The organism is Halobacillus halophilus DSM 2266 (genome assembly GCF_000284515.1).
In the GTDB taxonomy this organism is placed as follows: domain Bacteria; phylum Bacillota; class Bacilli; order Bacillales; family Halobacillaceae; genus Halobacillus; species Halobacillus halophilus.
The window spans coordinates 2154286-2176688 of the sequence record NC_017668.1; the positions used below are offsets into that span (position 1 = coordinate 2154286).

19 protein-coding genes are annotated in these 22403 nt (G+C 40.2%); 13 read left to right on the forward strand and 6 right to left on the reverse strand.

What is annotated here, in order from left to right; genetic code table 11:
- Positions 1 to 11 precede the first annotated feature (11 nt).
- The 9 genes from parC (at position 12) to HBHAL_RS10600 (ending at position 10978) form a co-directional block, all read left to right on the forward strand.
- On the forward strand, positions 12 to 2471 hold the full coding sequence (gene parC, locus HBHAL_RS10560) for a DNA topoisomerase IV subunit A (RefSeq protein WP_014643397.1): 2460 nt from the start codon (positions 12 to 14) through the stop codon (positions 2469 to 2471).
- 137 nt (positions 2472 to 2608) lie between these two features.
- Positions 2609 to 3244: a TetR/AcrR family transcriptional regulator gene (locus tag HBHAL_RS10565; RefSeq protein WP_014643398.1), complete on the forward strand. Its 636-nt coding sequence runs from the start codon at positions 2609 to 2611 to the stop codon at positions 3242 to 3244.
- A 70-nt stretch (positions 3245 to 3314) separates the two neighbouring features.
- Positions 3315 to 4457: an acyl-CoA dehydrogenase gene (locus tag HBHAL_RS10570; protein ID WP_014643399.1), complete on the forward strand. Its 1143-nt coding sequence runs from the start codon at positions 3315 to 3317 to the stop codon at positions 4455 to 4457.
- Between the two features lie 24 nt (positions 4458 to 4481).
- Complete coding sequence (locus HBHAL_RS10575) at positions 4482 to 6122, forward strand: AMP-binding protein (RefSeq protein ID WP_014643400.1); 1641 nt, start codon at positions 4482 to 4484, stop codon at positions 6120 to 6122.
- Between the two features lie 16 nt (positions 6123 to 6138).
- Entirely contained in the window at positions 6139 to 7494 is a 1356-nt protein-coding gene (locus HBHAL_RS10580; protein ID WP_041601652.1) for an acetyl-CoA carboxylase biotin carboxylase subunit, read from the forward strand.
- Positions 7495 to 7507: 13 nt separating this feature from the next.
- Positions 7508 to 7720, forward strand: a complete 213-nt coding sequence (locus HBHAL_RS10585) for an acetyl-CoA carboxylase biotin carboxyl carrier protein subunit (RefSeq protein ID WP_014643402.1) — start codon at positions 7508 to 7510, stop codon at positions 7718 to 7720.
- A gap of 14 nt (positions 7721 to 7734) precedes the next feature.
- On the forward strand, positions 7735 to 8637 hold the full coding sequence (locus tag HBHAL_RS10590; RefSeq protein WP_014643403.1) for a hydroxymethylglutaryl-CoA lyase: 903 nt from the start codon (positions 7735 to 7737) through the stop codon (positions 8635 to 8637).
- Positions 8638 to 8653: 16 nt separating this feature from the next.
- Positions 8654 to 9436, forward strand: a complete 783-nt coding sequence (locus HBHAL_RS10595; RefSeq protein ID WP_014643404.1) for an enoyl-CoA hydratase — start codon at positions 8654 to 8656, stop codon at positions 9434 to 9436.
- A gap of 12 nt (positions 9437 to 9448) precedes the next feature.
- Positions 9449 to 10978, forward strand: a complete 1530-nt coding sequence (locus HBHAL_RS10600; RefSeq protein WP_014643405.1) for an acyl-CoA carboxylase subunit beta — start codon at positions 9449 to 9451, stop codon at positions 10976 to 10978.
- A 42-nt stretch (positions 10979 to 11020) separates the two neighbouring features.
- Here the strand turns inward: HBHAL_RS10600 and HBHAL_RS10605 are convergent, their stop codons facing one another.
- Positions 11021 to 12982, reverse strand: coding sequence for an AMP-binding protein (locus HBHAL_RS10605; RefSeq protein WP_014643406.1), 1962 nt, complete (start codon positions 12980 to 12982; stop codon positions 11021 to 11023).
- 449 nt (positions 12983 to 13431) lie between these two features.
- Between HBHAL_RS10605 and HBHAL_RS10610 the strand changes: the two genes are divergently transcribed.
- The 3 genes from HBHAL_RS10610 (at position 13432) to HBHAL_RS10620 (ending at position 18161) form a co-directional block, all read left to right on the forward strand.
- Positions 13432 to 14580, forward strand: coding sequence for an NAD-dependent epimerase/dehydratase family protein (locus HBHAL_RS10610; protein ID WP_014643407.1), 1149 nt, complete (start codon positions 13432 to 13434; stop codon positions 14578 to 14580).
- A 13-nt stretch (positions 14581 to 14593) separates the two neighbouring features.
- Complete coding sequence (locus HBHAL_RS10615; RefSeq protein ID WP_014643408.1) at positions 14594 to 15757, forward strand: glycosyltransferase family 4 protein; 1164 nt, start codon at positions 14594 to 14596, stop codon at positions 15755 to 15757.
- Positions 15758 to 17681: 1924 nt separating this feature from the next.
- On the forward strand, positions 17682 to 18161 hold the full coding sequence (locus HBHAL_RS10620; RefSeq protein ID WP_041601330.1) for a site-2 protease family protein: 480 nt from the start codon (positions 17682 to 17684) through the stop codon (positions 18159 to 18161).
- Here the strand turns inward: HBHAL_RS10620 and HBHAL_RS10625 are convergent.
- Entirely contained in the window at positions 18158 to 19030 is an 873-nt protein-coding gene (locus tag HBHAL_RS10625) for an aminoglycoside 6-adenylyltransferase (protein ID WP_014643411.1), read from the reverse strand. The two genes, HBHAL_RS10620 and HBHAL_RS10625, sit on opposite strands and share 4 nt — an antisense overlap.
- Before the next feature lie 101 nt (positions 19031 to 19131).
- On the opposite strand from HBHAL_RS10625, the gene HBHAL_RS10630 reads away from it, so the two are divergent.
- Positions 19132 to 19698 carry a C40 family peptidase gene (locus tag HBHAL_RS10630; RefSeq protein ID WP_014643412.1) on the forward strand — a complete coding sequence of 189 codons (567 nt, stop codon included), beginning with the start codon at positions 19132 to 19134 and terminating at the stop codon, positions 19696 to 19698.
- A 19-nt stretch (positions 19699 to 19717) separates the two neighbouring features.
- Here the strand turns inward: HBHAL_RS10630 and HBHAL_RS20400 are convergent, their stop codons facing one another.
- The 4 genes from HBHAL_RS20400 to HBHAL_RS10650 all read right to left on the reverse strand — a co-directional run bounded on the left by HBHAL_RS20400 (position 19718) and on the right by HBHAL_RS10650 (position 22399).
- Positions 19718 to 20635: an exonuclease domain-containing protein gene (locus HBHAL_RS20400; RefSeq protein WP_014643413.1), complete on the reverse strand. Its 918-nt coding sequence runs from the start codon at positions 20633 to 20635 to the stop codon at positions 19718 to 19720.
- 241 nt (positions 20636 to 20876) lie between these two features.
- The gene (locus tag HBHAL_RS10640) at positions 20877 to 21434 is read right to left on the reverse strand and encodes a nitroreductase family protein (protein WP_014643414.1); all 558 of its coding nucleotides are present in this window, start codon (positions 21432 to 21434) and stop codon (positions 20877 to 20879) included.
- Between the two features lie 73 nt (positions 21435 to 21507).
- Positions 21508 to 21981 (reverse strand): GNAT family N-acetyltransferase, encoded by a 474-nt coding sequence (locus HBHAL_RS10645; RefSeq protein WP_014643415.1) that lies wholly within the window; start codon positions 21979 to 21981, stop codon positions 21508 to 21510.
- A gap of 13 nt (positions 21982 to 21994) precedes the next feature.
- Complete coding sequence (locus HBHAL_RS10650; protein WP_014643416.1) at positions 21995 to 22399, reverse strand: VOC family protein; 405 nt, start codon at positions 22397 to 22399, stop codon at positions 21995 to 21997.
- Positions 22400 to 22403 lie beyond the last annotated feature (4 nt).

Genomic DNA, 22403 nt, shown 5'->3' on the forward strand with positions numbered 1-22403 from the left:
GGGATATTCTGTTGGCAGAGGCAGAGAAGTATTTAGATTTACCATTGGAAGAAGTTCTTGGAGATCGTTTTGGACGGTATAGTAAATATATTATCCAGGAACGTGCTCTTCCCGATGCAAGAGACGGCTTGAAACCGGTCCAGCGTCGTATTTTATATGCCATGCATCAGGAAAGAAATACACATGATAAGGCATATAGAAAGTCAGCTAAAACAGTCGGTACTGTAATTGGTAATTACCACCCACACGGAGACTCTTCCGTTTATGAAGCGATGGTACGTCTAAGCCAGACGTGGAAATTGCGGAAACCTCTCGTAGAAATGCACGGAAATAATGGAAGTGTGGACGGAGATCCGCCAGCCGCTATGCGTTACACCGAAGCCAGACTTTCCGCTATTTCATCAGAACTGCTGAGGGATATTGAAAAAGAAACGGTAGAATTCATCCCAAACTTTGATGACACAATTGAAGAACCGACTGTTCTACCGGCTAAATTTCCAAATCTTCTTGTGAATGGTTCTACAGGTATTTCGGCTGGTTATGCCACCGAAATACCTCCTCATAATCTCGGCGAGGTTATTGATGCCGTTATTATGAAGATTGATAAGCCAAATGCAGAAGTACCTGAATTAATGACTAAGCTGAAAGGTCCTGATTTCCCAACCGGAGGTACGATTCAGGGTGTGGAAGGCATTCAGAAAGCGTATGAGAACGGAAAAGGAAAAATCGTACTTAGAGGACGTGCAGAAATTCAGGAGCTCCGCGGCGGACGAGAGCAGATTGTCATCGACGAAATTCCTTTTGAAGTTAATAAAGCTACCATGGTTAAACGGATGGATGAACTTCGCATTGACCGTAAAGTAGAGGGTATTTCTGAAGTACGTGACGAAACAGATCGGACAGGTCTCAGGGTCGTTATTGAATTAAAAAAAGACGCTAACAGTGAAGGTGTGCTTAACTACCTTTATAAGCATACAGATCTTCAAATATCGTACAGTTTTAACATGGTAGCTATACATGATCGGACCCCTACACTTCTGAGTTTGCCAACGATGCTGGATGCGTATATATCCCACCAGAAGGAAGTGGTCACCCGACAGTCCGTCTATGATTTGAACAAAGCTAAAAGACGGGCGCATATTGTCGAGGGGCTGATCAAAGCCATCTCGATTCTCGATGATGTCATAGCGACCATTCGCGGCTCTAAAGACAAGCAGGATGCCAAACAGCAATTAATGAATCAGTATTCGTTTACAGAAGCTCAAGCAGAGGCCATTGTCACGCTTCAGCTTTATCGTTTAACGAATACGGATATTACGGCACTTGAAGCGGAAGCAGAAGAGCTGCGCAAACAAATATCTTACCTGGAGAAATTACTTGCCAGTGAACATGAGCTTATGAAAGTTATCAAGTCCGACCTCAGGAGCATGAAAAAACAATACAGCGAAGACCGGAGAACCAAAATAGAAGATGAAGTACAAGAACTTAAAGTTGATCTTGAAGTAACGGTAGCCAGCGAAGACGTACTTGTTACTGTTACAAAAGACGGATACCTGAAGCGTACAAGCCTTCGGTCATACGCAGCCTCCAATGGAGCGGATTTCGCTCTTAAAGATGGGGATCATCTCTTGAGACTGCTTGAAATGAATACAACGGACACCATTTTGTTGTTTACGAATCTCGGTAAATACTTATTCCTGCCTGTTCATAAACTTCCAGACATCAGATGGAAGGATTTAGGGCAGTATATTTCGAACATTGTCCAGGTGGAGAAAGATGAGCATATTGTGGAAGCCATCCCGGTCCGCGAATTCAAGGAAGACCAATATTTACTTTTCTTTACAAAAAACGGGATGGTTAAGAAAAGTGAATTGAAGCTGTATCAGGCTCAGCGACATTCAAAGGCTCTCGTAGCTATTAATCTAAAAGGAAATGATGAAGTTGTGGATGTCCACGTCACGGATGGCCACTCCGAAATCTTTATTGCCAGTAACAAGGCTTATGGTCTATGGTATTCCGAAGAGGAAGTTAATGCTGTTGGTCAGCGTGCTGCCGGGGTGAAAGCCATTCATTTGAAAGAAGAAGAAGAGGTCATTTCAGGGCAGATCTTCCAAAAAGATGAAGACCCTTCCGTGTTTCTTTCTACACATCGTGCTGCAGTTAAACGTATGCGTTTGAAAGAATTTGAAAAGGCTTCTCGTGCTAAACGGGGTGTCATTATGCTGCGTGAATTAAAAAACAATCCTCACCGCCTGATTGATGTTCATCTAGTCCATCGAGATGATCAGGTGATATTGAAAACGGAAAAAGAGGAATCGACTACGCTGAACGTAATGGACTACAAAGCTAATGATCGGTACAGTAACGGCTCTTATGTTATGGATACAGACCAGAATGGAAAAATTTCAGAAGCCTGGGTTAAACCTTTATATGAAAATCCGTTTCATTCCGAGGACCCAGATAGCGATTAATGAAAAGACAGTCTCTTTAGAGGCTGTCTTTTACTATATTCCAAAAGTTCATCACTTCCAATATTTCCTTAGATTCGTTTGTATTTTCAAAAAATTATGCTAAAATGAATGTAAGTTCAGCGGATTGGGGATGGTGTATGAGAGATTTAAAAGAAGACATAATTCAAACCTCGCTTGAATTATTTGATCGCTATGGTTTTCACGGTGTGAGCGTCAATCAAATTGTAGAATTATCTCGTACGTCTAAAGGCGGTTTTTACCATCACTTCAGCTCTAAAGACGAACTCCTTTTCGTCATTCACGATACCTTTATTACATATGTATTGAAAGAAGCTCAATCGGCCAATGTCATTCACTCATCTCCTGTCAAGAAGATTCAAGCTATCATTCATGCGTTTGTTCAAGTTTTTGATCTATATAAACCTCATATATCTGTCTTCTATCAGGAGAGCAATTATCTTAAACCTGAATACGAACGACAGATTAAGCAAAAACGTGATGAATTTAAAAAGATGGTTTTTCAAGTCATCGAAGAAGGACAGGAGTCAGGACATTTTCGCAAAGAACTGCCAGTGTCTATTACAGGTATGGCGATACTGGGTATGGTGAATTGGATTTATAAGTGGTATAAACGGGATGGTCCACATTCGATCCATGAGATTTCAGATGTTTTCACGGATCTGATTTTACACTTTTTACTGCCTGGGGGGAAAGAAGAGACGGATTACTTGAACCAGCTGCTCCACGTTCCTTTTTTTTACGAAAATAAGTAAACGCTTTCATTTATTTTTTTGACTACGTACCGACCAACCAGTCGGTCTTAATTCCCTGAGGAGGAATCATATGAATTTTGAATTGACGAAAGAACAGGAAATGACTAGGAAAATGGTTCGTGATTTTGCTGAGGAGGTTATTCATCCGCGTGCGGTAGACATTGATACAAAAGCGGAATTTCCAGAAGATATTTTTAAGGAGATGGGCAAGCTCGGGCTTCTTGGTATCCCATTTCCAGAAGAATATGGGGGATCCGGCGGGGACACGGTTACGTATGCCCTGGCTGTAGAAGAAATCGGCCGTGTCTGCGGTTCTACAGGCCTTAGCTACGCAGCGGCAGTTTCTCTAGGGGCCAGCCCCATCTATTATTTTGGTACAGAAGAACAAAAACAGGAATTCTTAACTCCACTGGCGAAGGGAGAGGCACTCGCTTCTTTTGGACTAACCGAACCGAATGCTGGTTCTGATGCAGGGGGGACGAAAACACGAGCTGAACTTAAAGGAGATCATTACGTCATCAACGGTGAAAAGTGCTGGATTACGAATGCGGAATATGCTCGGTCTATTACCGTTACGGCGGTTTCAGGGAAACGGGACGATGGTAAAAACATTATTTCGGCTTTTATCATCCCTAAAGATACTCCAGGCATGAAGATCAGCAGTCCTTATGAAAAGATGGGCGTCCGGGGGTCCAACACTTCAGAAATCATCCTGGAAGATGTGAAAGTACCCAAGGAAAACCTGCTGGGAGATCCTGAAAAAGGGTTTAAACAGTTCCTTTACACGCTTGATGGAGGGAGAATTTCCATTGCTGCGCTTGCGGTCGGTATCGCGCAGGCTTCCCTGGATCGTGCTCTTGCTTATGCAAAAGAAAGAAAGCAATTTGGTCAGTCGATTTCCAGTTTTCAAGCCATTCAGTTTAAATTAGCGGATATGGCCATGGAAGTGGAACTGGCACGTAATATGGTACTAAAATCCGCCTGGTTAAAAGATCAAGGGAAAAACTTCACGAAGGAATCAGCGTATGCTAAGCTGTTCGCTTCTGAAACCGCTTTCCGATCATCTAATCAAGCCATCCAAATACACGGAGGCTACGGTTATATGAGGGAATATGAAGTAGAGCGTTATCTGCGTGATGCTAAACTGCTTGAAATTGGAGAGGGAACGTCTGAGATTCAACGTTTGGTTATCGCTCGTCAGTTAGGCTGCTAATAAATACAGAGGAGGAATGGGTATATGTCCCTTTTGGAAACAACTGTAGGAGAACTTTTAGAGGAACAGGCTCGTCAATTTCCTGATCAGGAAGCTTTTGTTTACCCGGAGAAGAAGCTGCGAAAAACCTATAAGGAATTTAACGACATGGCTGATGAAACAGCTAAAGGCCTCATGGCATTAGGGGTAGAAAAAGGGGAACACGTAGCTATATGGTCTGATAATAAGCCGGAGTGGCTTCTTTCCCAGTTTGCCACAGGAAAAATGGGCGGGGTTCTTGTTACGGTAAATACAAATTACAGAGCACAGGAACTCGAGTACCTTTTAAAACAATCAGATGCGACCACTTTAATACTAGCAGAAGATTTTAGAGGCACCTCGTATATTGATATTTTGAAAGAGATCTGCCCCGAGCTTTCCTCCTCATTAAAAGGAGATCTTCAAAGCGAGCGGCTCCCTCATTTAAAAAACATCATTACCTTAAGTGATAAGGAACATCCAGGGTGCTACACGTGGAATGACTTAATCGATATGGGCCGATCAACAAGTGATGAAAAACTTGAAGAACGTAAACGCTCTCTATCCTATCAAGATGTGATCAATATGCAGTACACGTCAGGAACTACAGGCTTTCCTAAAGGTGTGATGCTGAGCCATTATAATATCGTCAACAATGGTAATCAGGTAGCGGATTGCATGCGGCTTACCAATGAAGATCGTTTGTGCATTCCTGTTCCCTTTTTTCATTGCTTCGGCTGTGTATTAGGAACGCTTGCTGCGGTATCTAAAGGAGCCACTATGGTTATTCTTGAGCAATTCGAACCTTTACAGGTTTTAAAGGCAGTAAAAGAAGAAGCTTGTACAGCGCTTCATGGAGTACCTACGATGTTTATTGCCGAACTCAATCACTCTGAGTTTGAAAACTGGAAACCCACCACTCTTCGTACAGGTATTATGGCAGGATCCACCTGTCCAATGGAAGTCATGAAAAGTGTCATCGAGGATATGGGGGCACAGGAAATTACCATTGCCTATGGTCAAACGGAATCCTCTCCTGTGATTACCCAGACAAAGGCGGATGATCCGATTGAACTTCGTGTTTCCAGTGTCGGAAAGGCACATCCAAACGTAGAAGTAAAAATCATTGACCCGGCTATTGGAGATGAAGCAGAAGCGGGAATACCTGGAGAACTCTGCACACGGGGTTATCTCGTTATGGAAGGTTATTACAAGAACCAGGAAGCTACAGAAACAGCCATTGATCCAGAAGGATGGCTTCATACGGGTGATATCGCCGTGATGGATGAGGATGGCTATATTGAAATTACCGGGCGCATGAAAGATATGATCATTCGTGGCGGAGAAAATGTCTATCCACGCGAAATTGAAGAGTTTTTATATCAGCATCCCGATGTGCTGGATGTCCAAGTGGTCGGTGTGCCCGACCAGAAATACGGAGAAGAGATCATGGCCTGGATCATTCCTAAAGAAGGAAAGTCAATTGAAGAAAACGATATAAGGGATTTCTGTGAAGGACAAATTTCCAAGCATAAAATTCCAAGGTACATCATGTTTACCGATGAGTACCCGATGACAGCGAGCGGGAAAATTCAAAAGTTTAAACTGCGGGAAGATGCGCTGGACATGATGGATTTGAAATCGTAAAAAGGGGTGGAGAATGGTGTTTACAAAAATACTCATTGCCAATCGAGGAGAAATAGCAGCTCGTGTCATACGTACGTGCAAACAGATGAATATTAGTACCGTAGCCGTCTATTCTGAGGCAGACCAGGAGGCCCCCTATGTAAAAGAAGCGGACGAAAGTTACTTAATAGGTAAACCAAGGGTCAACGAATCTTATTTGAACATCGATAAGATTTTGAAAGTTGCCAAGGAATCCGGCTCAGAGGCCATTCATCCAGGCTACGGGCTTCTTAGTGAAAGTGCTGAGTTTGCTGAAAAAGTAACCCAGGCCGGGCTTGTATTTATAGGACCAAGACCAGAAGTCATTGCTAAGATGGGGGACAAAATTGCGGCTCGTCATGAGATGAGCCAGGCTGATGTGCCGATTGTACCCGGGACGGATGAAGCGGTAGCATCAGCAGAGGCTGCCTTATCCATCGCTCAATCATTTGGTTATCCCGTTATGCTAAAAGCGGCAGCAGGTGGAGGCGGCATAGGAATGCAGGCGGTCTACTCTGATGAAGAGCTTGGAAAAGCCTTTGAAGGGAATTCCAAGCGGGCTGAGACGTTTTTCGGAGACGGGAAAATGTTTATTGAAAAATTAATCGAAAATCCAAGGCACATCGAAATGCAAGTACTTGCTGACCATCATGGTAATGCTGTGCATCTATTTGAAAGAGAATGTTCGATTCAAAGGCGACACCAAAAAGTGGTGGAAGAAGCTCCTTCCCCAGTACTTTCTGAGGAAACACGACGTCAAATGGGAGAAAGTGCTTTAAAAGCTGTAGAAAGACTAGGTTACTCCAATGCAGGAACCATTGAATTTTTAGTGGATGAACAAGAAAACTATTATTTTCTTGAGATGAATACACGTCTCCAGGTGGAGCACCCGGTAACAGAAGAAATTACAGGGGTAGATTTGGTCGAGCAGCAGTTAAGAGTCGCTTCAGATGAGGTTCTTTCTCTTAAACAGGAAGACCTTTCGATTCAAGGTCACGCGATTGAAGTTCGTATTTATGCAGAAGATCCGAATACCTTTTATCCTTCTCCGGGACAGCTGACAAAACTGGAATTGCCAGAAGGTGAAAACATCCGCCATGAATTAGCTGTAAATGGAAGTTCGAAGGTAACCCCTTTCTACGACCCTATGATTGCGAAACTCGTAGTACATGGCGAGACGAGAGAGCAGGCGATTGATCTGATGGCACAGGCTCTCCATAAATATGAAATTGAAGGAATTAAATCCAACTTAACCATGTTAAAACGGATTATTACGCACGATCAATTTAAAAAAGGAAATACAAAAACAACCTTTATCCAGGATTATTACTTACCTACGTTAACCAACCAATAAGGAGAGATGGATTATGAATGAAGTAAAAGCATCAATGGCAGGAAGTGTATGGAAATTAGTCGTACAGCAGGGCGAAGAAGTCAGTGAAGGGCAGGACATTGCTATCTTAGAATCTATGAAAATGGAAATCCCCATCCCTTCAGAAGCCTCTGGAAGTGTAAAAGAATTAAAAGTCAGTGAAGGTGATTTTGTAAATGAAGGCGACGTTATTGCCATTATAGAATAACAGGAGCGGATAGTATGCTGGAGTTACCAGAAGAAGTGACGATCAAAGAGGTCGGACCCCGGGATGGACTACAGAATGAGTCCAGGGAAGTTCCGACAGAAGATAAAATTTCCTGGATAAATCAATTGTCAGAAGCCGGTTATTCCTACATTGAATTCAGTTCTTTCGTCCATCCGAAATGGATTCCCCAGTTAAAGGATGCGAAACAAGTAGCTTCATCTATTGAGAGAAACCCTGGTATAACGTACGCAGCACTGGTACCCAATATGAAAGGGCTTGAAGCAGCGCTGGAAACAGATGTAGATGAAGTATCCGTGTTTATGTCAGCCAGTGAAAGTCATAATAAAAAAAATATAAACAAGTCGATTGAAGAAACTTACCCTGTTCTTAGGGAAGTCGTTCAGGAAGCAAAGGGCGCGGGAAAAACGGTCCGCGGCTATGTATCAACCGTCTTTGGTTGTCCTTATGAAGGGAATATTCCGATTGGACAGGTCATAGACGTCAGCAAACATATGCTGGATATGGGCATAGATGAACTTTCGTTAGGGGATACCATCGGGGTTGCCAATCCTAAGCAGGTGGATAAGGCCTTACATGAAATTCAGAAGCAGTTATCCTTCAAGGATATAGCTATGCATTTTCATAATACGAGAGGAATGGCTCTAGCAAATGTTCTGGTGTCGTTAAATCATGGGATTACCACGTTTGACAGTTCGCTTGGTGGACTCGGAGGCTGTCCCTATGCAAAGGGTGCTTCAGGCAATCTTGCTACCGAGGATCTCGTTCATATGCTGCACCAGATGGGTGTATCGACGGGAATAGATGAACATAAACTCAGACAGGCTGCTTCATTTATTCAAGATACATTAAATAAACCGCTATCCAGTCATGTGATGCAAATAGAAAGATCAAGGTAAGAAAGGAGGTTGTGAGATGAGCGAACTTGTTACGTTAAAAGAGGTAAATGAACACGTCTTATTACTAACTTTAAATCGTCCAGAAGCGGCAAATGCTCTTTCCAGAGAACTACTGGATCAGTTAGCAGCTCGAACAGAAGAAATTAACCAGCGGACCGACGTGCGGGCAGTATTGATTACTGGAAGCGGAACGAAAGTGTTTTGCGCTGGAGCTGACTTAAAGGAACGGGCGGATATGTCCGAGCAGGAAGTTATCCAAACGGTTGAAAAAATCGGTGATACCATCCAATTGATTGAACAAATCTCCGTGCCTACCATCGCCGTAATTAATGGGGTCGCTTTTGGAGGGGGGCTTGAACTTGCTTTAGCTTGTGATTTGCGCATTATGAGTAATTCAGCAAGAGTGGGGCTTACTGAAACCTCTCTTGGAATTATCCCTGGAGCGGGAGGCACCCAGCGACTCAGCCGTTTAATTGGACTCGGAAAAGCGAAAGCAATGATCTACACAGCACGCCCCATCGAAGCTCAGCGGGCCCATGCGATCGGACTTGCGGAATATGTGTACGAGCCTCAGTTGCTGTTAGAAGAAGCCAAGGATATTGCGTTCTCCATTGCACGCAATGCGCCTATTGCGCTTAGACAGGCTAAAAAAGCTATACATGACGGATACGATAAGGAATTATCTGCAGGACTTCAAATTGAAAAGGAGTGCTATCAAAAGACGATTGACACGGAAGACCGTCTGGAAGGCCTGAAAGCATTTAAAGAGAAAAGGAAACCAGATTATAAAGGAAAGTAAGGTGGGGAAAAGATGGCGAAGAATCAGACGTTAGAAGAAAAAAGAAAGCATATTTCCTCGGGTGGAGCAGAAAAGTATCATGCTAAAAATGCAGAAAAAGGAAAAATGTTTGTACGAGAGCGCCTTCAGTTATTATTCGACGATGATATGAATATTGAAGATGCCTTTTTTGCCAATAATCAGGACGATAAACTTCCTGCTGATGGAGTGGTCACAGGCATAGGAAAAATCAATGGAGAACAGGTTTGTGTTATGGCCAATGATTCTACTGTTAAAGCAGGATCATGGGGAGCACGCACTGTTGAAAAGATCATTCGAATTCAGGAAACAGCTATGAAACTGCAGCTTCCAATGCTTTACCTCGTAGATTCAGCTGGAGCAAGGATCACCGATCAAGTAGACATGTTTCCCAATAGAAGGGGAGCCGGCCGTATTTTTCATAACCAGATAAAGTTATCCGGTCGGGTTCCTCAAGTCTGTTTGTTATTCGGACCCTCAGCTGCTGGAGGAGCTTACATACCTGCTTTTTGCGACATCGTAGTTATGGTCGACGGGAATGCTTCGATGTACCTGGGATCACCGAGAATGGCGGAGAAAGTGATTGGAGAAAAAGTCTCCCTTGAAGAGATGGGAGGGGCAAAAATGCATTGCTCCGTCTCGGGATGTGGGGACGTACTTGCTAAGGATGAGAAGGAAGCTATATCATTCGCACGGAAATACATGAGCTATTTTCCGGCAAATTATCGAAAAGCTCCTGCTCAAAAAGAAAGTATTGACCCTGTAGCGTTTGAAAAGTCCATAGAAGAATTGATTCCAGAAAATCAGAATGCCCCTTTTGATATGTACCAGTTGATTGACCGTATTATTGACGAAGATTCTTTTTGCGAAATTAAAAAGAAATTCGCTCCGGAACTTATTACCGGTTTATCGAGAATAGACGGTCGTGTGGTCGGTATCATTGCTAATCAGCCCAGAGCGAAGGGCGGGGTGCTGTTTCCGGATTCGGCCGATAAATCCGCTAAATTTATTCAGCTTTGTGATGCCTTTAATATTCCTTTATTATTCCTGGTAGATATTCCAGGATTCATGATTGGAACGAAGGTGGAACGGGCAGGTATCATTCGGCACGGAGCCAAAATGTTATCAGCCATGAGTGAAGCGACCGTTCCTAAGATCTCCGTTATTGTAAGAAAAGCTTACGGAGCTGGACTTTATGCTATGGCAGGTCCAGCCTTTGAGCCGGATGCATGTATAGCTCTTCCAACAGCCCAAATTGCTGTGATGGGTCCTGAAGCGGCTGTGAATGCGGTATATGCAAACAAAATAGCTGAACTTCCTGAAGAAGAAAGACCTGCGTTTATTAAAGAGAAACACGAAGAATACAAAGAAAATATCGATATTTATCGCTTAGCTTCTGAGCTGGTGATCGATGATATTATTCAGCCTGACCGGCTGAGAGAAGAACTTTCTATTCGATATGAAGCTTACCAAAATAAAGACGTAACCTTTACTGAAAGAAAACACGGAGTATATCCTGTATAAAAAAACAACTCCTGATCAAATTAGATCAGGAGTTGTTTTTATTTAAGTAGAAGAAGTAGCCTTTTTACCGATCGTCTGGATCTGTTCTATGGTGTTCGGGTTTTCAAGAGCACTTAAATCACCTGCAGGTTTATTTAAATAAGCAGATTTAATAGCTCTCCTCATTACTTTTGCATTTCTCGTTTTAGGCAGATCATCAACGATGTACACTTTTTTAGGAGCAAGAGCTTTTCCTAATTTATCAGCTAAGTGACTTTTGAATTCACTTATAAGTTCCTCTGATTCTTTTACATTAGGATTAAGGACAACAAACGCTATAGCCTCTTCACCTTTAATTTCATGCGGAACGCCGATGACCCCAGCTTCTGTAATAGAAGGATGTTCAACCAGCACAGATTCAACTTCTGCGGGACCAAGTCTTTTGCCGGCTACATTAAGGACATCATCAGAGCGTCCTGTAATCGTATAAAAGCCTTCATCATCAAGGATGACCCAGTCACCATGAACCCACGTATCTTTGAAGCGGTTCCAATAGGTATCTTCATATCGTTCATTTTCATTATAGAAGCCACTGGTCATGCCTATCCACGGTTTTCGTAATACTAATTCACCTACTTGATTCTTGAGAGAATCTCCAGTTACATCATATACATCTACGTCCATACCAGGTAAAGCAGCATTAAATGTAACCGGTTGAATAGGCTTAATTAGTACATTCCCAAGGATACCGCCAGAGATTTCAGTACCGCCTGAGTAGTTAAAGATAGGGACGTTCGAGTTGCCTGCCTGCTTGAAAAGCCAGCGCCAGGGCTCAGGATTCCAGGGCTCTCCAGTGGTGCCGATAAGTTTAAGAGAGCTTAAGTTATGCTTTTGAATCCATTTTTCCCCATGCTTCATCATGGATCGAACAAGAGTAGGAGAGATGCCTAAATGAGTGACTTGATATTTTTCTACTAAACTCCATAAACGATCAGGCTCAGGGAAATCAGGGGTTCCTTCAAACATGACTATAGAAGAACCGTTAACCAGCCCGCCATAAACTAGAAAGGGGCCCATCATCCACCCCATATCCGTGTACCAAAATAGAATGTCTTCGCTCGTAACATCCATGCATACTCCAGCATCAAATGCTGCTTTTGTTGGAAAGCCTGAATGCGTATGCACAGCCCCTTTCGGTCTCCCAGTGGTGCCGGAAGTATAAATAATCATAAAAGGATCATCAGCTTCCATACTTTCTGTTTTGAAAACGGTTTCATTTTCTAGCAAACGAGACCACGGTGTATCTCTGTATTCATTCCAATCAATTTCACAATCAGCACGCTCTACTACAATTACATGTTCTAAAGAAGGGCATTGATCACAGGCGAGGTCTGCTTCCATTTTCATCGGAATGGTTTTTCCTCTTCTAAAGAAACCGTCTGCTGTGATAAGAGCTTTGGAGCGGGCAGCCTGTATTCTTGTAGCAATCGCATCTGCTTTATAGCCTGAAAACGCTGGAGAGAATATTGCACCAACTTTTGAGATAGCCAGCATTGAAATGAGTGTTTCCGGAATCATAGGCAAGTAAAGCGTAACAATATCTCCTTTGCCAATACCCAGTTTGTGTAATCCATTTGCGACACGATTTACTTCATGGAATAACTCCTCATACGTAAATTGAATCGTATCTCCGTTATCACCCTCCCAGTAAAGCGCAACGGTATCCTGTTTGTCGTCACTTAAAGCCCATTTATCGAGAGCGTTGTGAGCTACATTCATCTTTCCACCGGTAAACCACTTAGGATAAGCTATTCCCCTGGATAAATCCACCGTTTTTTCATACGATTGATCCCATACTATTCCTAGTTCTTTCAAGGCTTCATCCCAGAACCATTCTATATCTTCAGTAGATTCTTTGTGGAAAGCATCATAATTTTCGTATCCTAGTTTTTGCATCCATTGAAATAGTCTTGTACTTTTAATTTGACTTTCCGAGGGAACCCAGGCTTTTTCATATGTATTCATGTAGATCTCCGCCTCCAGTTTAATGTACTTTAATCTCACCTTCTATTATACCGGAGATGGAGTCTATAATGAATGATTGTACTTTTTTCACAAGGGTGATTCGTGGTATAAAAACACTAATAGAAAGTGTATTCTAAAAAAATTTGGTAATAATAACATTCAAAGATTCGGGTATTTAACATATGTAAAAAGATAGTGCTTCGCATAAAAATTTCCATCATTTGGAGATTGGACTCCAAATGATTAAAATATCGACTTCTTTCGAGTTACTTTAACAATTAATTAATTGTTTCAAACTTGAATTAATGGTAAAGTCAAAATCGGAGATACTCATTACTGTTGTAGAATAAGGCTCAAGAGTCCGCATTAAAACATTACCATTCATTAAGAAAAGAATGTTATTCTATAATGGGAATACGATAAGGCTAGATGTAACTAGGAGGTAGATTATGAGAATTATTGTAGCAGGAGGAGACGGTTTTTGCGGTTGGCCAACGGCATTATACCTTTCCAAACAAGGACACGATGTAACTATTGTTGATAATTTAGCACGCAGAAAAATCGACGAAGAACTTCATTCCAATTCAGTAACTCCCATAGCATCATTAGAAGATCGAGTGGCTAAGTGGAAAGAAGTAACGGGTAATGAAATTCGTACGTTCATTGGCGATTTAAATCACTATGATTTCTTAAGAGAAGTATTCCGCCAGGTAAAGCCGGAAGCTTTCGTTCACTTTGCTGAACAGCGTTCAGCACCATATTCCATGATAGATCGTGAACACGCTGCTTATACACAAACTAATAATGTTATTGGCAACTTGAATGTGCTTTATGCCATAAAAGAATTTGCTCCAGAGTGCCATTTAATTAAATTAGGTACGATGGGAGAATACGGAACTCCAAATATTGATATTGAAGAAGGATATATAGAAATAGAGCACAAGGGAAGAAAAGATACGCTTCCTTACCCTAAACAGCCTGGTTCCTTCTATCATCTTTCCAAAGTTCACGACAGCCACAATATTATGTTTGCTTGTAAGATCTGGGGTATCCGTGCGACAGACCTTAACCAGGGAATCGTGTATGGACTACATACAGAAGAAACAAAACTTGATCCAATGCTAGTGAACCGCGTGGATTATGATGGAGTATTTGGTACAGCACTGAACCGTTTCGCTAATCAGGCAGCTATTGGACATGACATTACCGTTTATGGTTCAGGGGGACAGACGAGAGCTTTTCTTAACATCGAGGATACTGTCCGTTGTGTAGAAATCGCTGCAGAAAACCCGGCTGACAACGGAGAATTCCGTGTATTCAACCAGTTTACGGAATGGTTCTCTGTACAGGAATTAGCTGACCGTGTACAAAAGATTGCTCATGAAGAAGGCTTGGATACTCAAGTTAAGAAAATTGAGAACCCGAGAATTGAGAATGAAGACCATTACTATAATGCAGTTAACACGAAACTTCGTGATCTAGGTTTAGAACCTCATCTATTAACAGATGACGTCATTCGGGATATTCTGCTTACAGCGGTTGAACATAAAGACCGTATTATTGCTGAAAACGTATTACCATCAATCACTTGGAAGTAAGGAGTTTTCCACTTTGAAGATCGCCATCATTACTGAAACATTCCTCCCATCAACAGATGGAGTGGTAACCAGACTGAAGGAAGCCATCAAATACCTGCAAAGTCAAGAACATCAAGTGGTCGTGATAGCTCCAGACCTTGGTGTGAAGGAGTATGAAGGTGCGATTGTAGAAGGGGTTAAAGCAACAAAATTGCCTTTTTATCGTTCGAAAGAGTTCTCCTTACCTCAGCGGAAGGTAAAAGGCTTACTGCAAAAACATAATCCGGATCTTGTCCATGTAGTGAACCCGGCTATCGTGGGGGTATCAGGAGTGTATTACGCAAATAAGCTTAATTATCCGTTAATTGCTTCTTATCACACGCATGTACCTAAGTATCTGGATTTTTATCGACTGTATCCCTTCAAGCCTCTCGTGTGGTGGTATTTCCGTAAACTTCATAATTATGCTCACGTTAACTTATGCACCTCTCAAGCCATCAAGAGTGAGCTGGACGAAAAGAATTTCCATAATGTAAACGTGTGGGACCGCGGGGTTGCAGTAGATCATTACCATCCTAAGCATAAGACAAAAGAAATGCGCGAGCGTCTTTCTGGCGGGAAACCTGAAAATAAACTACTCGTATTTGTCGGCCGTTTAGCACCTGAAAAAGAAATTCACAAGATCAGACCATTACTTGACCAAAGAGATGACCTTTCATTAGCTATTGTTGGCGATGGACCTGTTAAGGACGAACTTGAGTACACTTTTGAGGGCACCAATACCGTCTTTACTGGTCTATTACATGGTGAAGAACTAAGAGAAGCTTTTTCTTCATCTGACGCTCTGATTTTTCCTTCTGTAACGGAAACTTTAGGACTCGTCATCTTAGAATCCATGGCTTCAGGTCTGCCGGTTATTGCTGCAAAAAGCGGTCCTACGATGGAACAGGTGGAAGACGGTAAAACAGGCATTCTGTTTGAAAATGAGAATACAGATAGTATGATCGATGCGATTAACCGTCTGGAAGACGAAGTGCTTTATAAGTACTTATGTAAAAACGCAAGAGCCGAAGCAGAAAAACACAGTTGGCAAAAACCTTCTGAACAGATACTGGATTATTACCATGAAACTTTACGGGTATTTGGAGAAAACGAAGAGTACTCGACTAAAAAATCAAAGGTTAAAGTCACAGAGTAAATACTCTGTGACTTTTCATTTGAGCGAGCATTTTCCAATAAATTGGAGAGGTAGTTCTGCAAATTACTTAGTAGCAACTCCGAAGTAAAAACAAAAACCAAGTTATATCGAACGTTCTCTATAACGAATTAATAGCAATAGGGATTCGAATTTAAGCATTTTTACTTAAAACTTAGTAGCAACTCCAATTATATAAACAAAAAAACAAATTACATATTCAAACAGAAGAAAAGCAACAAACAGCAGCGCCAGAAGGGGCGAAACATAGAAGTGCATGGTGTTTACAGTAGGATCCAGACAAGCTTAAAGAAAGTAAAGCCTAATAAAACGGTTTGGCTAACCGGTTCATAAATTCCACTTAATTCAGAAACAGATCATTAATAGGGGAGAATTATAAGAATAATTTGACTTAAAACTTAGTAGCAACTCCAAAACCAAAATAGAAAAACAATCTATAAGTACGATAAACATTTAACAACAAAGAAGTTTAAAGCAATGACATTTGACTGACAATTAAAAATTAATTCAGAGATAAAAGGTTCCAGAGAATATATATTATTGGATAGACACATAAAACGCAAACTCAGTATATAAAAAAGAAGAGCTAGTAAAATGCTTGGCTGGAATGAATATATAGGAACGAAAAAATAATAATTATTTAGGTAACAATCGTACATAGAGAATCTAAAGCTGAAGAGTGCTAAAACCGTAAGTCATAATATAAGTTTTTCGTTTAGATATTATTTTGATTTGAACTGACTTATAACAAGCAGTATGGATACGATACCACATAATTAATTTTAATCTAAAGATGTTAAGATCTACGGTGAAATTTTTCTTTTGTCTCACTATCATAAGTAAACTTGAATTATGAGACAAAAATAAACTTATTTCTTTTACTTCCTATAATATATATTATGTAAACTAGAAAATTAAATTAATCAATAAGTGTAGAATTTCATTTAAGACCTACTCCGCCCACTAAAATATTAAGTAATTCTTCACGTTCAGCAATTCTTGTTAAAATCCTCATTATAAATCCTGGATCAACCAAGTCTTCTTTCTTATAATTTAACTTCAAGATTCATGTTAAGAAAGCATGTCATGCTAAGATCTGATATATTTACGTTCCTTTTATATTAGGTTGTTTCCATATTTCTTCTGAACTACTTTTCCTTAATTGTTTATGGATCTTGAATACTCTTCGAGTTTGTTCACTAAATTCATCAATTACACTTCAAACGAACATTTGTTCCCATTCCGTGATTTTAGCATTTTATTATATTCTAAAGCTAAATTCGCTACTTTCTCTTGAGCAGTTAACCTCCTCATGGGAAAGCTTAAATATAATTAGGCTTTTAGCAGCTCCTGTACTGTTATTTTTATTATTAGCGTCATCTTTATTTTTCCTTTCAAAATATGGCATCCCGAAGTTTACATAAAGTAAAGAATCCTTCCCTTTTGCTTCTAAAAATATTTCTCCTATATATTATGGCTGGTTTCACTCGTTCTGCAGGCTTCTCATTAAAACTTTTTTAAACAGCTGGGGCTAATTTGTTAAATAAATGAAGCAAAAAAGTCACCCTTATTTAAAGGATGACTTTTTTTACGTTAAAACGGAACATTTGTTCTACCCCCGCGAATTTAGCATTTCACCTGCATTTCATCTAAATAATATACAACAAACTAACCCAAATTTACCTTTTCTATATAATAAATCATTCATTATCCATTTCAAAAAATCTGAATTATAAGCTTTTTTTAAAAAAATATCCTATATTCGAAAAATAATCGGTGATATATTTCCTATTTCTAGCTGTTTTCGGTTTAAAATAGTTTTTATTTAAGAAATTGGGGTAAGCTTTGCCTTGTGCCTTATAATAATCGAGTCTTTTATAGATGTTAAAATATGGAGGTTTTGAAATTGTTTACTTTAAGTGATTTACCGATGTTCTTTATAAATTTCTTTTTTATATTACCTATCGTCACTCTCGTACATGAAGCAGGACACGTGTGGGTGGCCCGTTTGTTCGGAGGGAAGATACATTTCTGTATAGGTACTGGAAAGACCATTTTCAACATTGGAAAACTAGAAGTCAAAAAGAAGTATTTCATGGAAGGCTGGTGTCAGTATGAAGATCTAACCTATAACAAAACGTGGGCGCACGTGTCTATATATTTAGCCGGAAGTATCTTTAACATGATCGTAATTCTCACGATTAATTACCTAATCTTTGCAGATGTATTGCCCCCGGCTTTGTTTTTCTATCAATACTCTTATTTCTCAGTTTACTTTATTTTCTTTTCATTATTTCCTTACCGTGATGACGACGGAAAACCAAGTGATGGATTGGCTGTGTATGACGTTATCCGATACGGGAAAGCAGAAGATCCGATTGATTAATATGAATCCTGCTGATCGGCTGAACTCTTATGTATATGTTTTAAGTATTCAAAAACGTGAATTCCCTCTGAATCTGCATGCGGATAATTCAAATGGGAAGTAACTTCTCTTGTTAAAGTTATAAATAATTCACACATTTGGAATAAAGCCTTCCAATTGTTCGGGTATTCCCCATCTGCGTATGTTCTTTTATAATCCTTCCAAATATGATCTTCTAAAAAATATTCGAAATATTTTCCCGCACTGCCGACATTCACTTGGAAGTTATTTTTTGCACCAATGTACCATCTGATCATGCGTTTAAGCATCCTTCTTACAGGACCTTCCATCATTTCTTTGGCATAAGGAAGCTGACGCCGGCCCAATCCTTTTGCTACATACGTGCTTACCCACCAAAATTCATTGGTACAGCTCTCAATATCATTATGAGATGGTTTTTTAACTAGATAATCACTGTCATCAGGTTCTCGTAAAGCTGGCAGTTTGTTGTCTTTATCCAGTAAAACAACGCTTAAACTATCTTGATTCTCAGGAAGGTGATTTCTTTGATATAACGTAAGATCGATGCGGTTTCCATCCATAAACTGCATTAAGTAGGTGAATTTTTGCTTCGGTTCTTGATCAATGGAATACAATTGCATCTCATCCGGCATCTGCATGATCAGTCTTTTACCAAAAACGTCTATCCAGGAATGATCTGCAATAAAGGCGTTCAGCTCAGTAACCATGTAGACAATATCATAGTCTTGAAATAAATCAGGTGTAACATTCGGATTAACTCTTGAGCCATTCATGATTACCCCTCTAATATGAGGTTCTGTTTCAGCAACTGAAAGAATCAGTTCCATCATCTCTTCTTCTGATCTCATCCTGGTTCCCTCCAATGTAAAATACCTCACCTCCTCCCCAGATCAAACTATTTGTGTGATATCATGAATGTAAATATATCTATGACTAGAAAGGAAAAGTTATGAAAAAACGTCTATATTCAATCCTCTTAGCAGTTTTTGCAGGTGTAGCAGCCTATACAGTAAAGCCAAGAAAAGCTCAAGCACCATCTAATGACAATACGGTATCTCTTACGTATCCAGGTACAAATGTAATCATAACCCCAGGAGATTTATTATTTACTCCCATCGGAAAAAGTGAATCGAAATATGCGGGCCACGTAGGAATAGTAAATTCCCGCAGAGAGGTTATTCACTCTATCCCTTCAGGGTTAATGAAAGACCCGGTCAGCCGTTATTTTAATAAATTTCGATCGATTACGATTTTTTCTGCTAAAGATCCCCAAATTGGCATAAAGGCCTGCGGATACCTTGACCATCTTCATACCACTTATCCAAAAGCTGCTTATAAAGTGTTCACACCGCTCGGCTATAGTGATCATGAACAATATTGTACAAAAATTGTATGGCAGTCTTATTATTATGGAGCAGGTATAAACTTGGGACGGCTGTCAGAACACTCCTTAGCCATTCATCCAATTTTATTAAAAGATAAAAGGCATTTGAATTGTGTAGCAAAAAACTTATAAAATCAAGATGCCGTAAACCTTACAAATAATTCAGGAACTCATTTTCAGGAAGAATTTCTATGGAATGTCCCTGACTTAATAGTGTTTCTGTACGCTCTAGCTTACTGTTTTTCTTTCCATTTAAATATTGATCGTAGGTTTTGCTTCCTACAATTAAATAATTAGTAGTGCTCTCTACTGTCGAATAGGTATATCCTCCAAGGTTAGCAACTGTTTGAACAGCCTTCTCACGATTCATAGCAGTTAACCTTCCTGTAAACGCAAAGGAAGCACCGCAAAAAGGATGACTGCGGTCAATTTCTCTGCTTGCTGCCACATAATTTATACTTTCAGGCCTTTTAGCTTTCTGTTTCTTATTCAATCGTGCAGGCTCATACTGCTGGTCATACATCATGCCGTTAGTGGTTTGTGTCTTTTCAACCAGGTCTTTTGTATTTTCAGCCTTTAGCTCTTCGCAAGCCTTAAGTAAGATATGAGCAGCGGCCTGCGCATCCTCAAGTGCGTGGTGATGATTAAAACGGAAACCAATATGGTTTGAAACAGACTTAAGATTATAACGTGGCAGTTCCCATGTTTTCTTTGAAATGTTTAAGGTGCAGTTATAAGCAAGCAGAGGATATGGTAGACGATATTCATCGAGTACTGCTCGAAGGACTCCCATATCGAACTGAGCATTATGCGCCACTAGAAACTTCCCTTCAACCATTGGCTGGATTTCATTTTTCCATAAAATATCGAATTCATAAGCATCGGCTACATCATCTTTTGTTATGCCGTGAATGCTTATATTTTTCGGGGAAAAATAATTCTTTCGAGGTTTAACTAAACGATAATATTCGTGTTTTACTTCGTGGTTTTCATACTCTACTAAACCGATCGAACAGACACTTCCTCGAGAGGAGTTGGCTGTCTCAAAATCAAGTGCTACAAAATTCATTGAAAATCTCCTTTATAAATATCTTATCTATTATCATAAAACCAACCGTGCTATGAGTCTATCATAATGCCTCCATGCCTTTAATAAGGCTTCGTTCTATGCCTGGAGGCTCTCCAATTTTTCAAATTAGTGATTTCTTCTTCAATAAAAAGTAAACAGTGAGACCATGGCCAATAACCCTTATTAATTGAAGCTAGTCATTCAATTTAAAAAACCTCCTTTAGAAAGGAGGTTTTTATCATTATTTCTTTTTATATACGGTAATTCTTTCTTCAATTGGAGTTCTATCTTTAGTTTTCGGTACTTGATCAAAGTAACCTAGATGGAGAAAGCCGACTATTTTCTCGCCAGGCTGCACACCCAGCATTTCACGAACCTTAGGCTCATGAATTTGAGGGTTCGTTTTCCAAACGACTCCTAATTCTCTTTCCCATGCTAACAACTGGAAATTTTGTATAAGGGAACTGATCGCTCCAAAGTTTTCTTCCCATTGTTTCTGACGTGGGTCTTCATCCATTATAGCAATTAAAAAAGCTGCCGGCTGGCTAAAATAATTTCTTCTATTTTCCTGTCTGTCCCGTGGAAAAGTCTGCACAATATCCTCGACAAAATGTTCTTTTTCTTCTGTCGGAATAAATATAAAACGCCAGGGTTCTCTTAATCCGTGCGTTGGTGCCCACCGAGCGTCATCTAAGAGCTCTTTAATTAATGATTCAGGAACTTCTTTAGCTAAATAACCACTTTTTACGGAGCGGCGCTCACGAATAATTCTGGCTAATTCACTTTTATTTTGATCCATGGTTTCACCTACAGTTAAATTATTTTCTATTCTACTACAAATGATAATCATTCTCACTGTTAATGTCAACTAGTTATCCAATGTACTTAGACATATTAATGTCTGTAACATCATACATAGCTTGTTGATAAAGATGTATAGCACGTTTGTTATGAGCAAAAACGTGTAGGGAAAGTTTTTTAACGCCTTGTTGTTTAACATGCTTTTCTAAGGATTCTAAGGCTCTTCGCCCAAAGCCTTGTCCTCTGTATGGTTCAAAGATTAAAAAGTTATAAATGAAAGCCTCCTTTTGAGGGTGACTTTCATCAAAGTGGTACCAGAAATAACCTACTACATCATTCGTCTCGGGGTTGCTTAAAGATAACAAAAAGTGATGAGTTGTCTGAAGCCCATCGGGTAAAAGCTGTTGAAAAGCTTCTTTTGATTTTTGCAAAGATTCTTCTTTTGTCCAAGTTCCAGCTTTAACCTTTTCATCTGCATAGTTTTGAACTTCCATTTTCATTAGTTCATCGAAATCTTTTTGCAACATTACGTTTAAGTTAAGCATAAATTTCTTCCTCTCATATTCCCTTAGTATTCATAAGTACCAGGCGCCATCCATCCGGGTCTTCAATAGTTGTGCCTCTTTCTTCCCAATAAGGATTCTCTGGTTCTACCGGAAAGAATCCTTGATTAGCTAAGCGGTTTATTATGGTTTGGATTTCATCTTTTTCTTCTATGTATAGCACCAATAAATTGTCTTTGGTAGGAGCGGGACAGGGGCTTCCCTCTGCATGAGTAGTGAACTCTAAGTGATACTGGCTATCTGGCAGCCCAAAAATTACTCCATCGTACCCGGCATGGTTGGAAAATTGAGTTAGTTTTGGTAAACCTATTCCTTCTTCATAAAAAGTCACAATTTCAGTTAGTTGATCTGTTGGTCTCGCAATTCTAATTTGTGAAGCCGAAAACCCTTTGAACTTCATATAA

What these genes read in the sequence shown, in the direction of transcription:
- HBHAL_RS10585 (WP_014643402.1), top strand. Translation starts at nt 7,508, where the DNA reads ATGAATGAAGTAAAAGCATCAATGGCAGGAAGTGTATGGAAATTAGTC.
- HBHAL_RS10650 (WP_014643416.1), bottom strand. Translation starts at nt 22,399, where the DNA reads ATGAAGTTCAAAGGGTTTTCGGCTTCACAAATTAGAATTGCGAGACCA.
- HBHAL_RS10575 (WP_014643400.1), top strand. Translation starts at nt 4,482, where the DNA reads ATGTCCCTTTTGGAAACAACTGTAGGAGAACTTTTAGAGGAACAGGCT.
- HBHAL_RS10630 (WP_014643412.1), top strand. Translation starts at nt 19,132, where the DNA reads ATGAAAAAACGTCTATATTCAATCCTCTTAGCAGTTTTTGCAGGTGTA.
- HBHAL_RS10590 (WP_014643403.1), top strand. Translation starts at nt 7,735, where the DNA reads ATGCTGGAGTTACCAGAAGAAGTGACGATCAAAGAGGTCGGACCCCGG.
- HBHAL_RS10640 (WP_014643414.1), bottom strand. Translation starts at nt 21,434, where the DNA reads ATGGATCAAAATAAAAGTGAATTAGCCAGAATTATTCGTGAGCGCCGC.
- HBHAL_RS10595 (WP_014643404.1), top strand. Translation starts at nt 8,654, where the DNA reads ATGAGCGAACTTGTTACGTTAAAAGAGGTAAATGAACACGTCTTATTA.
- HBHAL_RS10645 (WP_014643415.1), bottom strand. Translation starts at nt 21,981, where the DNA reads ATGCTTAACTTAAACGTAATGTTGCAAAAAGATTTCGATGAACTAATG.
- HBHAL_RS10610 (WP_014643407.1), top strand. Translation starts at nt 13,432, where the DNA reads ATGAGAATTATTGTAGCAGGAGGAGACGGTTTTTGCGGTTGGCCAACG.
- HBHAL_RS10565 (WP_014643398.1), top strand. Translation starts at nt 2,609, where the DNA reads ATGAGAGATTTAAAAGAAGACATAATTCAAACCTCGCTTGAATTATTT.
- HBHAL_RS10570 (WP_014643399.1), top strand. Translation starts at nt 3,315, where the DNA reads ATGAATTTTGAATTGACGAAAGAACAGGAAATGACTAGGAAAATGGTT.
- HBHAL_RS20400 (WP_014643413.1), bottom strand. Translation starts at nt 20,635, where the DNA reads ATGAATTTTGTAGCACTTGATTTTGAGACAGCCAACTCCTCTCGAGGA.
- HBHAL_RS10600 (WP_014643405.1), top strand. Translation starts at nt 9,449, where the DNA reads ATGGCGAAGAATCAGACGTTAGAAGAAAAAAGAAAGCATATTTCCTCG.
- HBHAL_RS10605 (WP_014643406.1), bottom strand. Translation starts at nt 12,982, where the DNA reads ATGAATACATATGAAAAAGCCTGGGTTCCCTCGGAAAGTCAAATTAAA.
- HBHAL_RS10625 (WP_014643411.1), bottom strand. Translation starts at nt 19,030, where the DNA reads ATGAGATCAGAAGAAGAGATGATGGAACTGATTCTTTCAGTTGCTGAA.